This window comes from Paenibacillus apiarius, assembly GCF_017052585.1.
Taxonomy (GTDB): domain Bacteria; phylum Bacillota; class Bacilli; order Paenibacillales; family Paenibacillaceae; genus Paenibacillus_B; species Paenibacillus_B apiarius.
Genome location: NZ_JAFFHZ010000001.1, coordinates 1060984 through 1076312 on the forward strand (window position 1 = coordinate 1060984; position 15329 = coordinate 1076312).

14 protein-coding genes and 1 riboswitch are annotated in these 15329 nt (G+C 52.8%); of the genes, 8 read left to right on the plus strand and 6 right to left on the minus strand.

Annotated elements, in window-relative coordinates; genetic code table 11:
- The first annotated feature begins 52 nt into the window (after positions 1–52).
- Entirely contained in the window at positions 53–1288 is a 1236-nt protein-coding gene (locus JSQ80_RS04895) for an MFS transporter (protein ID WP_206094556.1), read from the plus strand.
- Positions 1289–1339: 51 nt separating this feature from the next.
- Here JSQ80_RS04895 and JSQ80_RS04900 read toward each other — a convergent pair whose 3' ends face one another.
- Positions 1340–1507 carry a hypothetical protein gene (locus JSQ80_RS04900; RefSeq protein ID WP_176392790.1) on the minus strand — a complete coding sequence of 56 codons (168 nt, stop codon included), beginning with the start codon at positions 1505–1507 and terminating at the stop codon, positions 1340–1342.
- Between the two features lie 184 nt (positions 1508–1691).
- Between JSQ80_RS04900 and JSQ80_RS04905 the strand changes: the two genes are divergently transcribed.
- Genes JSQ80_RS04905 through JSQ80_RS04925 form a run of 5 tightly spaced genes read left to right on the plus strand, consistent with a single transcriptional unit; the run spans position 1692 to position 6162 of the window.
- Positions 1692–2366 carry a response regulator transcription factor gene (locus tag JSQ80_RS04905; protein ID WP_087433272.1) on the plus strand — a complete coding sequence of 225 codons (675 nt, stop codon included), beginning with the start codon at positions 1692–1694 and terminating at the stop codon, positions 2364–2366.
- Entirely contained in the window at positions 2363–3736 is a 1374-nt protein-coding gene (locus JSQ80_RS04910; protein ID WP_206094557.1) for a sensor histidine kinase, read from the plus strand. The genes JSQ80_RS04905 and JSQ80_RS04910 overlap by 4 nt, the downstream gene beginning before the upstream one ends.
- Before the next feature lie 59 nt (positions 3737–3795).
- A complete protein-coding gene (locus tag JSQ80_RS04915; protein ID WP_206094558.1) occupies positions 3796–4710 on the plus strand; it encodes an ABC transporter ATP-binding protein in 915 nt (304 codons plus the stop codon).
- Positions 4707–5420 (plus strand): ABC transporter permease, encoded by a 714-nt coding sequence (locus tag JSQ80_RS04920; protein WP_206094559.1) that lies wholly within the window; start codon positions 4707–4709, stop codon positions 5418–5420. The genes JSQ80_RS04915 and JSQ80_RS04920 overlap by 4 nt, the downstream gene beginning before the upstream one ends.
- 1 nt (position 5421) lies before the next feature.
- A complete protein-coding gene (locus JSQ80_RS04925) occupies positions 5422–6162 on the plus strand; it encodes an ABC transporter permease (RefSeq protein WP_206094560.1) in 741 nt (246 codons plus the stop codon).
- Positions 6163–6256: 94 nt separating this feature from the next.
- Here the strand turns inward: JSQ80_RS04925 and JSQ80_RS04930 are convergent, their stop codons facing one another.
- From JSQ80_RS04930 to recQ, 5 genes are all read right to left on the minus strand, one after another.
- A complete protein-coding gene (locus JSQ80_RS04930; protein WP_087433267.1) occupies positions 6257–6724 on the minus strand; it encodes a hypothetical protein in 468 nt (155 codons plus the stop codon).
- Positions 6725–6798: 74 nt separating this feature from the next.
- On the minus strand, positions 6799–7701 hold the full coding sequence (locus JSQ80_RS04935; RefSeq protein WP_206094561.1) for a DUF2167 domain-containing protein: 903 nt from the start codon (positions 7699–7701) through the stop codon (positions 6799–6801).
- Between the two features lie 443 nt (positions 7702–8144).
- Positions 8145–9941 carry a B12-binding domain-containing radical SAM protein gene (locus JSQ80_RS04940; protein WP_206094562.1) on the minus strand — a complete coding sequence of 599 codons (1797 nt, stop codon included), beginning with the start codon at positions 9939–9941 and terminating at the stop codon, positions 8145–8147.
- A gap of 41 nt (positions 9942–9982) precedes the next feature.
- Positions 9983–10339, minus strand: a complete 357-nt coding sequence (gene csaA / locus JSQ80_RS04945; RefSeq protein WP_206094563.1) for a chaperone CsaA — start codon at positions 10337–10339, stop codon at positions 9983–9985.
- Positions 10336–12165, minus strand: a complete 1830-nt coding sequence (gene recQ / locus JSQ80_RS04950; protein ID WP_206094564.1) for a DNA helicase RecQ — start codon at positions 12163–12165, stop codon at positions 10336–10338. Before recQ ends, csaA begins: the two co-directional genes overlap by 4 nt.
- Before the next feature lie 279 nt (positions 12166–12444).
- Here recQ and JSQ80_RS04955 point away from each other — a divergent pair, with 279 nt between their 5' ends.
- A complete protein-coding gene (locus tag JSQ80_RS04955; RefSeq protein ID WP_206094565.1) occupies positions 12445–13365 on the plus strand; it encodes an RluA family pseudouridine synthase in 921 nt (306 codons plus the stop codon).
- Between the two features lie 756 nt (positions 13366–14121).
- A complete protein-coding gene (locus JSQ80_RS04960) occupies positions 14122–14997 on the plus strand; it encodes a radical SAM/SPASM domain-containing protein (RefSeq protein WP_206094566.1) in 876 nt (291 codons plus the stop codon).
- Positions 14998–15216: 219 nt separating this feature from the next.
- Positions 15217–15326, plus strand: a riboswitch (SAM riboswitch).
- Positions 15327–15329 lie beyond the last annotated feature (3 nt).

The following is a 15329-nucleotide window of genomic DNA, read 5'->3' on the forward strand; positions in this document are numbered from 1 at the left end:
CGCGCCTTTTCAATCCCAACTCATACAGACACTCCACAGGAGGACACACAACATGCAACAAAAATCAACGGACGCACAACCACATGCTCGAATAATAATGACATTGTTTTTTTTCACGATGTTTGTTATCGGAACGGATACGTTCATCGTCTCCCCTTTGCTGCCAGCCTTAAGACAGGTATTCCATATTTCAGCAGAGCAGTCGGGATGGCTTGTATCGGCTTATGCTCTCGGCTATGCGGGCTTCGCTCTAATCGCAGGTCCGTTATCTGACGGATTCAATCGCAAATCGTGCCTTGTTGCCGGCATGATCGGGTTTTCCGCCTTTACGGCAGGCTGCGGCCTGGCAGCGGATTTTTCCACATTGCTAGCTTTGCGCGCTCTCGCGGGAATAAGCGCGGCAATCGCCTCCCCCCAAGTATGGGCCTCCATTCCGCAGCTAATGCCCGCTCACCGCGTCGTCAAAGCAATGAGCTGCGCCACTGCAGGGCTTGCCGTCTCCCAATGCATGGGCGTCCCTCTCGGCAGTGTGCTGGCGGCAAGCAGCTGGCGCTTTCCGTTCTTTGCGCTAGCCGGAGGCGCGCTTGTCATTACACTTCTTCTGGCTGTTAAGCTGCCATCGATTCCACCGCGTCAACGGAGCGGGATATCCGTCGCCGCCTTGGCGCAACAATATCGTTCCGTGCTGAATGAGCGACGTTCTATTACGGCATTTCTCGGTTATTTCTTGTATCAGCTTGGCACGTTCGCCACCTTCTCTTTCTTGGGGAATTGGCTGGCCGATGATTTCGCGTTATCCTTGCAACAGACAGGACTGTTCATCCTCGTCTTCGGTGCCGGCAATTTGGCCGGAAGCTTGATGACAGCGTCAGTTGAGCGCTGGTTGGGCACTCGCGTTACCGTAACGGCAGCTCTACTCGGCATGATAAGCATGTATTTGCTCGTCATGTGGGGTGGTCATATCGCTGTCGTGGGCTTCGCTTATATGATGATCGCATGGATGGGAGGCATTCTGTTCCCGCTTCTGATGAATACGCTGCAGTTACAGCAGCCTTCCGCACGGGGAACGATTGCCGCGCTGGCGAACAGCACGATGTATGGCGGAACGATGATCGGTTCTTCATTGGCCGGCCTGCTCTATGCCCGGGTAGCGGGTTTTCCCGCCATAGTTATCCTGACGATGCTTTGCTATACCGCTGCGATGATCCTGTTTCGCCATATATTACAACCGGTAACGATGACGTCAATAGCCGCCTCTTCCGCCTCGGCGCCGAACGTTGGGCGCTAACGTACGGATTTTGTGAAACACTTCGCCCAGTCTTTCGTATAAGGTGAATAACTATACGACAGGGCTAGGTGCGATCAGGAATGGGCCATTCTGCCCGCTCAGCTTGAACGCGAGCCATCGGCTCACCCCTTTTTCGCCGGCTTGCGCCGAATTCGGAACAAGGTGCGCAGCCTGCCCTTTGCCGTTAGTTTGCACACTTCCCGTCAGCAGCTGAGACAAGCAAAATTGCAGCCGCCGTCTGTTATATAAGGATTTACCGCAATCTTAAAATTGGAATTGAAGGGATACACGCAATTACATGAGTCCAACTCAGTAACCCTACCCTAATGAGCTGGCGTCCCAAGACGTCAGCTTCTTTTTTGTGATTGCGCATCATTAACGCCGGAAAGGGACATGAACAAATATGAAACAACGACTGCTGTATATTGAAGACGACCAAGAAATTGGTCAGTGGACGAGCGAATATTTACACGAGAAGGGTTACGAGGTGGTATGGCTTACTTCCGGGGATCAGGCTTTAGATGCTGCAGCAAACAGCGATCTCGTCCTACTGGATGTCATGCTGCCGGGTCTTGACGGCTTCACGATCGGACAGCGGCTCAAAAAAGAGCATCCCCTCACCCCCATCCTGATGCTGTCCGCACGCACGGCCATCGATGATAAGCTTCAGGGCTTGCAGTTCGCCGATGATTATGTGACCAAGCCATTTCATCCCGACGAGCTGGCAGCGAGAATCGAGGTGCTGCTCCGGCGCTGCGAGAAGCAAGAGGCGGCGCTTACGGAGCTGAGGCATTTACATGTCTATCCCGGGGAAAATCGTATCGTGGATACGCGAACCAATGAAGAGCTTGTGCTGACAGGCAAACAGTTTCATATTTTTACATACATGCTGCGCCATCGCAATCAGATTTTGACCAAGGAACAAATATATGAAGGCGTCTGGGGAGAGCCCTACATCGAGGGGGACAAGACGCTCATGGTTCATATCCGGCACTTGCGGGAAAAAATCGAATCGGATCCAAGCCAGCCCGATATCATCGAGACCATTCGCGGGATTGGCTACCGGTTGAAGCTATGAAGCCGCGCGTTCTTTTTAGCAAGTCGCTGTTAGTCCGCTATATGATCATCGTCTTCGCCGCGCTCGTCATATGGCCAATTATATTTCCGCTCGCCTCCACCTTGTATCAGTTGACGATTGACTATAGCAATGAGGCGAAGCTGAAGAAAAATATTTATGCGGGCGGCGATCGTCTTGAGAACCGGTGGCACGAAGAGGCAGCCGCCTTGAAGGATGCGAAGGAAGCAGCGATTGCGCAGAGGCTGCGTGATTTGAAGCGGGAATTTCCGAAAGCCGGCCTATTCTGGGTCGATCAGACGGGACGAACGCGCCTCATGCTGCCCGAGCGGCCCGGCATCCCGCAGCAATGGAACGCCGGTGACAGCATCGCCTTCATGAAGCAAAGCTTCAATGGCGATCCGTTCACCGCCGTCGCCTTTATCGGGCAACAGCCGGAGCAGGGCTTCATCGTTATCCAGGTTCCGCGTAAGCTGATGGTGTCCGACGCTTCATTTGACAGCGCGCACATCTTTATCATCGTCATTGCCGTATTCGTGCTGTTCACCGCGTCCTCCTGGTGGTTCTTCTATCGGCTGCGAAGCCGGCTCGTCCGTCTGGAAGAAGCGATGACATCGCCTGACGGCAGCGGGATACCGGCGCCTGTGGAAGTTAGGAGCTCCGATGAAATCGGACAACTGGAGCACGCGTTCAACCGCATGATTGGCGAATTGCAGCTAAGCCGGCAGCGGGAACGGGAAGAGGAAGAGCTGCGCAAGAAGCTCATCGCGAATCTATCGCATGATCTGCGCACGCCGCTGACGACGATACGCGGCCATGCCCATTCCCTGCGGCAGGAGCCGGTGTCCGACCGCGGCAAGCAGTCTTTGACGCTTATTGATACGAAGGTGGGCGACTTGGCCCAGCTTATCGACAATTTGCTCTCCTATACCCTCTTGTCCGCCAAAAAGTACGAGTTTCATCCGGAGCAAACCGATATTTTGCGTCTCGTTCGCACTTCGGCGGCAGGCTGGTTCCCTGTATGGGAGAAAGAGGGCTTCGAAGTGAATATCGATTTGCCTGAGCATCCCCTTACATGGGAGGTGGACCCGCAATGGTTCGCCCGCATCTTGGACAATCTGTTCCAAAATGTATTGCGCCACGCCGCTTCCGGCCGCTATATCGGCGTACGGACGGAGATGCGCGCAGGACGCGAAGCGCTCGTCATCGAGGACCGCGGCCCGGGCATGGAAGCCGTCTCCCAAGGAAAGGGCGCGGGCATTGGACTGACAATCGTGGCGCTCATGACGCAAGATATGCGGCTGCATTGGGAAGTCGCCAGCAGTTCAGAAGGTACTGTCACTTTCTTGTATCCAAAATTAAACTGGAATTAACCTAAGGGTCCCGCTCGTTTAACCTTCGGCAGATAGTATGAATACCGAGGTGATTCCAGTTGAGTGACTACATTATTCAGACTCAAGGATTAACGAAGCAATATGGCGCGCGCAAAGCGGTGAATGAAGTTACATTGAACATACGGCGCGGTGATATTTACGGCTTTCTCGGCCCGAACGGCGCCGGCAAGACGACGACCATTCGCATGCTGCTCGGTCTGATTCGCCCGAGCCGGGGCCGCATTCACATTTTCGGCAAAGAGTTGCACAAGCACCGGATGTCGATCTTGAAAAAGGTCGGCTCCTTGGTTGAATATCCGTCTTACTATGGTCATTTGACAGGATACGAAAATTTGGAGGCGATTCGCCGCATCTTGGATGTGCCGAAGTCCCGCATCGATGAAGTATTGTCTATCGTCCGCTTGACGCAAGATGCGAAGCGTCCTGTAAAGGGCTACTCCCTCGGCATGAAGCAGCGGCTCGGGATCGCTTGCGCCTTGCTGGGCCAGCCTGAGCTGCTCATTCTGGACGAGCCGACGAACGGTCTGGACCCGTCCGGTATTTTGGAAATTCGCGAGCTGATTATAAGCATGCCGCAGCAGCACGGCATTACGGTGCTCGTATCGAGCCACTTGTTGAGCGAAGTGGAGCAGATGGCGAATCGGGTCGGCATCATCCAGCACGGCGAGATGGTATTTCAAGACACGATCAACTCGCTGCGCAATCGGGCGCAGCATCGCATCCAAATCGCGGTGTCGAACCCGGAGCAGGCATTCCGCACGCTTGCCGCCTCTGGCTGCAGCGCGGAATTCAACGAGGAATCGCTAGTTCTCGATTACATGCCTGACAACAAGGTAGCCGCCATTGTCGAGCTGCTCGTTCGCAACAGCCATTCCGTCTACCGGGTGGAAGAGAAACGCCAATCGCTCGAAGAGATGTTCCTGGCTCTTACCGGGGAGGGGAGCAGACAATGATAGGCAAGGTGCTGTCGTCCGATTTTATGAAAATCCGCCGCACGTGGATTTGGCTCCTCATCTTCCTTGGGCCGTTCGGCGTTGTCAGTCTGCAAGCGATCAACTTCAGCCTGCGCTATGACTATTTGACGAAGGTGTACGCCGATGATCTGTGGGGAGGCTTGCTGCACAACGTTCAATCCTTGTCTGCTCCGGCGCTTCTGTTCGGCATTACGCTCATTGCGTCGATGATCGCCGGAATGGAGCATCGCCTGAATTCATGGAAGCAGCTGTTGGCGCTGCCCGTATCGCGGTTTCACGTCTTTACCGCCAAATTCGCGCTCAACCTCATCCTTCTGCTCGGCGCCTGTGTGCTGCTAGCGGCAGGCTCCATCCTTCTCGGCGCCGGACTCGGATTCGGTTGGGATATTCCTTGGCCAAGACTGTTCATCATCAGCTTCTATCCATTCTTTGCCGCCATGCCGGTATTGGCCGTGCAGCTATGGCTGTCCATCGTGATGCGCAATCAAGCCATCCCGCTTACCTGCGGCATTATGGGCACGATTTTGTCCCTGTATTCCATAAAAATGCCGGACTGGATGCCGCTGAAATGGCCACATTTGGTAAATGCGGCAGACGTGCCCGAATATTCCGTTCTGGCCGGATTGGCGGCAGGCGCCGTCATCTATGCGGCAAGCCTCGTCCATTTTGCCAGAAGGGATGTGAACTAACATGAAATCCTTTATGAATGTGTTCCATTCGGAAGGAATGAAGCTGCGCAAGTCAAACATTTGGCTCCTTATATTCGTCAGTCCGCTGCTCGCATCCTTGCTTGGTCTGCTGCAGACGAGCGGAGATCCTAATTCGAACGATTGGCCGCTGCCGTGGACTACCATGGCCAGCATACACGCCCTTTTGTTCCTGCCGCTGCTGACAGGCGTATTCTCCGCCTTCGTATGCCGCTATGAACATAACGGCGGTGGCTGGAAGCAGCTCCTCGCCTTGCCTGTATCGCGCAGCGGGTTATATATGGCCAAGTTCCTCCACGTTGTGCTCTTGCTGGCGCTGACTCAACTGCTGTTCACAGCAGGCGTTATTGCCGTCGGCTTCCTGAAGGGATATGCGATGAATGTTCTTCCGTGGGACGAGTTCATTAGACGCGCATGCAGCGGTTGGTTCGCCACGCTGCCGCTTGCCGCGCTGCAGTTGTTCGTCTCCACGGCCTGGGCCAGCTTCGCGGCGCCGCTCGCCATCAATGTCATGCTGACGCTGCCGAACATGCTCGTCGTCAATTCGGAGAAGTACGGGCCGTGGTACCCATGGTCCCAACCGGCGCGATCCATGCTGCTGATTAGCGATAATAACTACGGAGCTTTCAACATGCCGATGGAGACGCTGCTGTTCATCATTGCCGGCAGCTTCATCGTATTTCTGAGTGCGGGATTAATGTATTTCAGCCGAAAAGATATATAAAGCAAAGACAGCGTCCCTTATGCTTGACGGGCAAGAGAAAACTCCTTGCCTTTCAAGTTAGGGACGCTGCGTTCATTCATGCTTCATATCGCTGCTATATCGTCTTTAAGTCATCTGTTAGGTAACGGCGATCCTCTTCGCTATCAACATGCCGGGCAAGCTCTTCCGCTCGCGCAATGTAGCCTTCCACATCCTCCGCTTTGTTCAGCAGACTGGACGCTCGGGCCAGCGCCTCATACGCGTAAGCCGTATCAAACGCGCCTAAGTTATATTTCCGGCATATATCCACACACCGTCTCGCGTGGTACATCGCGGATTCAGCCATGCCCGCCGTCGAATATACGCGGGAAATTTGCCATTCCCCCCGTGCGAATTGCAGTTCATTACCGGCTGCGCCCCAATGATACCGGGACGCATGTGCCGCATGAATCATTTGATCCGTCTCTTCCTGCGTGCGAGTCGTTTTCTCCAGCAGCTCCCATACGAGGTTGAACAGCTCTTTTGCGATCTTCGTATTCGTATCCGTATCGGCCTGCGAACTGTATTTCATCATCGCGGTCATCTATTCATTCTCCTCATGTCCACACGTTCCAAGATGATGCCCTGCTCCATCGAACAACAGCAGAATCCATCTTCCTATGTCAGCGACTGTGGAGTGTCATCACCAGAAGGCGGAACCGTAGTTTCGTCTTTTTTCTTTTTCCCCGTAATCAGACGCCACAACCCGGCAAGCACAGCTACGACCACGATCCAGAACTTTTTGAACAAGCCCAGAATCAGCGCCAAAAATCCGACTTTTTTGGCAACGGCCAAGCCCGCGCCGCCGAGGACGAGTCCAGTAAGGCCGTATTCAGCGACCTTGTCGGTAGATTTATCGAAATCCTCGTACCGCTTTCCTTCCTTCACCTTGAAGCTGGACAGCACCGTCTTTTCCATTTCCACACGGTCTGCCGCCAAATGCTCAGGATTGGAAACCAGTACGATGGAAATATAACCTTCACGCGTCAAAAGCCGTTCGTTATAATTTACAATCTTCTCATTGCTAGAGTTGTGCGCAAGCAAAGACCACGTCAGCCGCTTCGTCTTTTCGTTATAAGCGGGCTCGATATCCCAGCTGTCCACGAATAGGTGTGCGCTCGGATCCAACTCTTTATTAGCGGCTTCGGTTCCGTCCTTGTAGCTCTGAAGCAGCTCATCTGCATCAATCTTATCTTTCTCGTCGTCTTTGATATGGCCGGAATCGGTATATTCAATGAATACGCCCCAAGTCGCATCCTCAGCAGCAGGGAGCACAGCTCCAATTTCTTCACCGGATGGCTTACCGCCAGTTTCTGTTATGAACGTCTGCGCATCCTTGCCATTCAAAAAAATCATGCCTTCTTGGAGCGTAAAGGACGCCAAGCCCTCGCCAATATCGATGGCTTGTCCCGCTCCTTCCACCCAATTCAATTCTGGTGCCGCACCCGCTGGAGAAATTCCTCCGAGCAGGATTGCAGCACTAGCAATAATGACAGTGCATCTTTGTAGCCATTTTTTCAAGGTCTTTTCCTCCTAGAACATTTATCTCTATTTAACACCGCTATACTATACAGGAAATATTACCAGAGATAAATGAGCGAAAAAGACCATGACTTTTTTCCTTATATTTTCTGTAAACTGCAATTGGCCGCTTTATACGTGGCGCGGGCAACCTTGCAGGCGGATGGGGAAAACGTATGAACTATCCGCACCTTCGTTCATATTACGCGCCAGCCTTAGAGAACGGCTGTTCGCAAAGGTATTGGACAGAGATGCCCCTTGCAGCACTCCTATCACTCAGCAACCTATTTACGGCCGCATGACTGAAGAGTTGTCCGCGCAAACATTTGTATCTATTGATCCTGACCTCACACAAAACAGTAAGGACTGCTAATATCGAAATATTAATACGACAAATTTCGACATTAAAAAAGCTTTCCAGCAATGCAGTATCCCTAACTTGTTTACTTTTCGGCCATGACACGTTCCGGTGCAACAAACAGAAGCGGTGTCTCGTCATCCGTCTGCTGGTACAGCACGATAACGACCGCCGGTTCTTCCCGCTTCGCCTCCTGCTGTGCAAAGACCGCTTCCGCAACGGAAGGCCCCATGTTCATCCACTTGGATGCATCGAACGGCAGCCGTTCCACGACCGCGTGCTTATGCAGCTCCTTCTCGCTCAGACCGAGTGCGGCGAAATCTGCCGAGATCCGGCCGGGATGATTCGCAGCCATGCGCAGCATGTGCAGAGCTTCCTCTTTCCTTATCGCAGCGTCCCACCATATTTTGCGCGGCTTGTATTTATGATTCATGAAGTAATCCAGCTTCATCAGACCAAGCGCCACATCAGGCCGCTGAAGGCCATGGTCCGCCAGGAAGGAGCTTAGACGCACGAATAAATCCTCCAGCTGATGTCCAATCTTCTGCCAGCCGTTCGCTTCCCAATAATCGCCGAACGCCTGAAAGAAATCAAACGGCGATGCGAATTCCCGCTGCATAAGATGCTCCATCGTACGGTCCATGCGGTGCGAGTTCCAGTACTTCTCAAGCACGTCCTCCAAACGCTTCAAGCGGACCACATCGTCGAATGGCAGCACATCATTGCTCAGCATCTCATAAGGCGCATGATCCATATAGACGTAACCGTATTTGTCCGCCTCCAGACGCAATCCTGTTCCGCGCAGCATTTTCAAGAAGCCCAACTGCAGCTCTTCAGGCCGCAGCTCGAACACGTCGTTGAACGTTTTGCGGAACGTGTCATAATCCTCCAGCGGCAGTCCCGCGATCAGATCCAAGTGCTGGTCGATCTTGCCGCTCTCCCTCACCTTTGTCACCGTGCGCGTCAGCTTCGTGAAGTTCTGGCGCCGCTTGACGAGCTCGTTCGTCGGATCGTTCGTCGATTGCACGCCGATTTCGAAGCGGAAGATACCCGGAGGCGCGTTCTCCGCCAGGAAGTCGAGCACCTCCGGACGCATAATGTCGGCCGTAATCTCGAACTGGAAGACGCATCCCCGGTGGTTCTCAAGAAGGAATTGGAACATTTCCATCGCATACTCGCGTTTAATGTTGAACGTACGGTCGACGAATTTGATTAGCTTTGCGCCGTTATCGATTAAATAGATCAAGTCTGCCTTGGTCCGCTCAATATCAAAATAACGCACGCCCACCTCGATGCTCGACAAGCAGAACTGGCAGCTGAACGGGCAGCCGCGGCTTGTCTCGAAGTAGACGATGCGTTTGCCCAGATTCGGTATATCCTCCGCAAAACGGTGCGGCGAAGGGATATTATTCAGGTCCAGCTTCGGACGGGGAGGGTTGATCATGACCTCTTCCCCCTTGCGGTACGCCAGTCCGAATACAAAGTGATATTTTTGTTCATCGCGTATTTCACGAAGCAGATGAAGCAATGTCTCCTCCCCTTCGCCAATGACGATGAAGTTGACGTCCGGCAGCCGCTCCATCCAATATTCAGTGTCATAGGACACCTCCGGCCCGCCCAGCACGATACGCGCGTCAGGCCGAACTTTTCTCAGCATGCTTATGACTTGAATCGTCTCTTCGATGTTCCAAATGTAGCATGAGAATCCGATGACATCCGCCTTCCGCTGGTACAGATCGGAGACGATGTTCATCGCTGGATCTTTAATCGTATATTCGGCTAGTTCGACGTCGAACTCATGCTCGCAGCTCGCTTTTAAATAACGGATGGCAAGCGAGGTATGTATATATTTTGCGTTCAACGTGGCAAGTACAACTTTCATGGTTGCTCCTTTCATATATGCATTGCGGGACCTGCCGGGGATTATGCTATCGGCGTCCCATTCGGGACTTCCTCATCCGGCTGCAGCAAGACGACGTCTCCGCTGCCCGGAACTCCACCCAGGACGAGCACCTCGGAATCAAAGCCCGCAATGCGCCGCGGCGGAAAATTCACGATGGCCACCACCTGCCGGCCGACGAGCTTGTCCGGCGTGTAACGCGCCGTAATCTGCGCGCTTGATCTCTTCATGCCGAGCGGTCCAAAATCAATATACAGCTTAATCGCCGGTACGCGCGCCTTCTCGAACGGCTCAGCCTCTACAATCGTGCCGACGCGCATATCCAGCTTCATGAAGTCTTCTATTGATGCAAAGGTATTTGTAATGTTATCTTCCATCATATCCATTCCTCCTGACTATCAAGCTTGACTGCCTCTTCTTCCCGTTGCTGAAAAAACGCCAAAAACGGCGCCCCGAATTGCTTCAGCTTCGCTTCGCCAACCCCTTTAATGCGCAGCATGGCAGCTTCCGTAGTCGGCTGCACCTCCGCCAATTCACGCAAGGTGCTGTCGTTAAATACGATGTACGGCGGAACGCCCGCCTTTTGGGCCAGCTCGCGCCGCAGCAGGCGCAGCTGTTCAAATACGGTTTCATCCACGGCTGACGCGGTCTTCGGCTTCAACGATTTGGCTACGCGCTGCGTCACTTGCCGCTGCCCCTTGAGCACCTCTGCCGCCAGCGGCAGCAGACGGACGACCGGATATTGGCCTTCGCTCAGCTGCAAATAGCCTTCGGCAATGAGCACATAGATCAGATCGGCAATCGCTTTCTCCGTCAAGTGGCGCATTTCTCCATGTGTCGGCAGCTTCTCGAAGCCATATTGAATGACCTTCTTGTTGCGCGAACCCTTCAGCACGGAAGCAACCATCGATACGCCGAACCGTTCGCGCATGCGATAGATGCAGGAGAAGATCTTCTGCGCTTCCGTCGTAATGTCGATTGACTCGCGCTCGTCCTTGCAGCTGCCGCACGTGCCGCACGCCTCTTCCCCTTCTTCCCCGAAGTAGCGCAGCATGTAGTTCTGCAAGCAGCCCGTCGTGTAACAATAGTCAATCATGGATTGCAGCTTCCTATATTCGTGCGTCTTCCGTTCCGGGGTCGCTTCGCTCTGTTCAATGAAAAATTTCTGCGTCAGAATGTCCTGCGGATGGAACAGCAGCACGCACTCGCTCGGCTCGCCGTCCCGGCCCGCGCGGCCCGCTTCCTGCACGTAGGCTTCCATGTGCTTCGGCATGTTATAGTGCAAAACGTAGCGCACGTTCGACTTGTCGATCCCCATGCCGAACGCATTCGTCGCCACGATGACGCGGACGTCGTCGTACAGGAATGCCTCCTGCATGCGCGCCCGCTCTTCGTCGTCCAAGCCCGCATGATAGCGGCCGGCCGCGACGCCCGCACGACGCAGCATCTCGTGCAAATCCTCCACATCCTTGCGGGTCGAGGCGTATATAATCCCCGCTTGATGCTCGCGCCGCCGCACGTAATCCAGCGTGAACGCCTTGCGCTCTTCCCCGCGCAGCACGGTAAACGCGAGGTTGTCCCGCTTGAAGCCCGTGACGACCAGCTCCGAATCCCCGAGCTCCAGCAGCCGGGTCAAATCCTCGGTCACCTCGGGCGTGGCAGTCGCCGTAAATGCCGCCATCAGCGGACGCGGACGACCGGCTTCCTCCAGTTCCCGCATGAACGGGGCGATTGCCCGGTAGCTTGTCCGGAAGTCGTGCCCCCATTGCGAGACGCAGTGCGCTTCATCCACGGCCACGAACGAGATGGGGAGCGTCTTGGCACGCTCGCGGAACCATTCGCTTTCCAGCCGTTCCGGGGCCACGTAGAGCAGCTTCAAGCGTCCATTCTGCGCCTGGCGCAATATGCCCCCCGCTTCTCCGAGCTCCAGCGTGCTGTTGATGAAGGCCGCTTCTACACCCAAGCTCTGCAGCGCGTCAACCTGATCCTTCATAAGTGAAATAAGCGGTGATACGACCAGTGTCACGCCTGGCAAGAGCAATGCCGGAAGCTGGTAGCAGATCGATTTCCCGCCTCCCGTCGGCATGATGCCCACCGTATTTTTTCCTTCTATAATATGTTGTATAATCCGCTTCTGCCCCGCGCGGAAGTCGTCATAGCCGTACACCCGCTTCAACGCGCTTCGCGCTTGGTCCATCGATATCATTGCGATAACTCCTTTTTTCTCCCATTTTCATGCAAATTTGGTGATGACCAACGAGCCGTTCGAAGACGTCTATAATCGACATCACATTGCCCCCATTATATCATGGCGTTTGCTTACATAGTAAATCGATTCCCTTGTCCATGATGGGATTTCGTGCATCCGAACGGGCTTTTTGCTATAGTAAGAACATTCGATATGCGAGGTCAGATCTGGATGGAGAAGATGTTATCGTCGTCTGCTTCCCGTGAACTTCGTTAGCGATGTAACAGGAGGTATGACATGAAGAAGAAAGCACATCATTCACATTCCGGCCATTCCGCGCCCAAACGGTATACGGTCACGGAACCGGCGGAATTGCTGCCCTATTTATTGACCGTAATGTCCAATATGGGGCGCAACTCTGTTAAATCCATTTTGGCGCGCGGACAAGTATCCGTAAATGACCGGGTCGTGACGAAATACAATTTCCCGCTTCAGCCCGGGCACACGGTCACGATTTCGAAGGAGAGAGTATCCGATGAGCCCCTTTTCATCGGGCTTACCATTCTGCACGAGGACGAAGACATCATCGTCATTCAGAAAGAAGCCGGATTGCTCTCGATCGCTTCAGCGCAGGAGCAAGAATTGACGGCCTATCGGCAGCTGATGGCACACGTGCGCAGGGACAACCCCAAGCATCGGATCTTTGTCGTGCACCGGCTTGATCGGGATACTTCCGGAGTCATGATGTTTGCGAAAAGCGAGAAGGTGCAGCAGAAGCTGCAGCAATCGTGGAAGGATATGGTGCAGGAGCGCTCCTATATCGCGCTGGTAGAAGGGCAGGTCAAGAAGCCGGAGGGTACGATTTCCTCATGGTTGAAAGAAAGCAAAACGTTAAAGATGTATTCGAGCCCCTACCCAAATGACGGCTTGCATGCCATCACTCATTATAAGACCATACAATCCAACCGGAACTTCTCCTTATTGGAGATCCATTTGGAGACAGGACGGAAAAATCAAATCCGCGTTCACATGCAGGATATCGGACATTCCATTGTGGGGGATAAAAAATACGGTGCGAAAACAAAGCCGATCGGCCGGCTCGGACTTCATGCGCGGGTATTGGCTTTTGTGCATCCGACCAAAGGAACCGACATGCGATTTGAAACAAACATCCCCAAAACGCTGCTCAGCCCATTCCGCAACGATTCGGCCCAGTAAGAGGCCAATGTAGACAGCATAAGCAGCGTCCTAGAAGCTCAAGCTGAAATACGGCTTGAGTTTTTTTGCATGCTGATTGCGGTTCCGCCACCCGTGACTCAGATTGAGCAGGACTAGAACCGTCGTCATACTCTTTGCTTCACTCTACCCTTGACTCAGATCGAGCGAAACAACAGTATTCGAAGTACTCTTTGCTTCACTCTCCCGCTGGCTCAGATTGAGCGAAACAACAGTGCTCGACGTACTCTTTGCTTTACTCTCCCACTGGCTCAGATTGAGCGAAACAACAGTGCTCGACGTACTCTTTGCTTCACTCTCCCGCTGGCTCAGATTAAGCGAAACAACAGTGCTCGACGTATTCTTTGCTTCACTCTCCCACTGGCTCAGACTATGCATGGTACTATGGATGAGATAAGTTCGTTTTGGATCGGATCCGAGCCGTGCAGAGCGATTAAACGGTACCAACTGCTGACGCCTCGATAGGATTCTCCTTTTTCTGAACCAAAGGGAGAGTGAGCAAAAGGACGAAATAGGACCCTCTCCTTCTTGGGAGAGAGCACGGCCTATACCTCAGCCAACTAACCCTCCTCATGCAACTCTCCTTGTCACAGTCGATTCCCTTATCAATCTGCCTCAAGAACGAAAGCCTTCTATAAGCCCGATGTTTCTAGTACAATATAGAATCAGGCGTGTTATCAAGTCATTGCCAGCAACGGCCTGCGTATTTACAGAAAGATATAGAATGGGGAAGAAGTCTTGAAAACGTTCAAAAAGGTATATGTCGAAATTACAAGCGTATGCAATCTGGCCTGCAGCTTCTGTCCGCAAACGGCTCGCAAAGCTAATTTCATCAAGCTGGACACCTTCAACAACATCTTGGATCAGATCAAACCGCATACGAATCATATTTATCTTCACGTCAAAGGCGAGCCCCTCCTCCATCCCAAAATCGATGAGTTGCTGGATGCCAGCCATGCCAAAGGGTTCAAGGTCAATATAACGACGAACGGAACGCTTATTAAGAAAAACAGGCATAAGCTGCTCGGGAAACCGGCGCTGCGCCAAATGAACTTCTCGCTGCACAGCTTCGACGGCCACGAGGGATCTGAAAATCGAGAGGGTTACTTGAATGATATTCTTTCTTTTGTGCGGGAAGCGGCCGAGCATAATGTCATCATATCGTTCAGGCTATGGAATTTAGATCAAGACAATGCAACGAATTTGATGAAAAGCAGAAACCGGGACACACTGGCCATTTTAGAAAAAGAGTTCAACCTCGACTACAAAATTGAAGAAAAAGTGATGCCGGGCAGCGGAGTCAAAATTGCCGACAGAATTTATCTGAATCAGGACCATGAATTTCAATGGCCAAGCTTGCAGGCGCCTGAAGATGATGGCAAAGGCTTCTGTCATGCGCTTCGGAGTCAGGCCGCGGTGCTGGTCGACGGAACGGTCGTCCCTTGCTGTCTGGATGGCGAAGGCGTAATTAATTTAGGCAACATCAACAGCACTCCTTTCTCTGAAATTGTAGAGGGCGAAAGAGCGAATAATGTGTACTATGGATTTTCCAGAAGAGAAGCTGTTGAGGAGTTATGCAGGAAGTGCGGGTACCGGCAGAGGTTCGGCACTTGAAGCTTTTTAAAAATACGCCTCAGCACGCCCTGGGGGCAGTCATCTCCTTGAACTCAAAGGGGAGTTGAGTCCCGGTGTCATGATTCCATTGTTCGCAAATATCCCCAGCGAAAAACTATACCATGGAAAGTTATCATTTCCAGTTTGAAAATAAATATTGAAAATTTTATTGACAAGCAAATCTTTCATGTGTATTATTTTCACTAAACTTCATATTCTACCTTATCAAGAGTGACTGAGGGAATAGGCCCTATGACGTCCGGCAACCTTACCATGAGAGTAAACGGTGCTAAATCCTACGGAATGCATCCCATTCTGAGAGATAAGTCGGT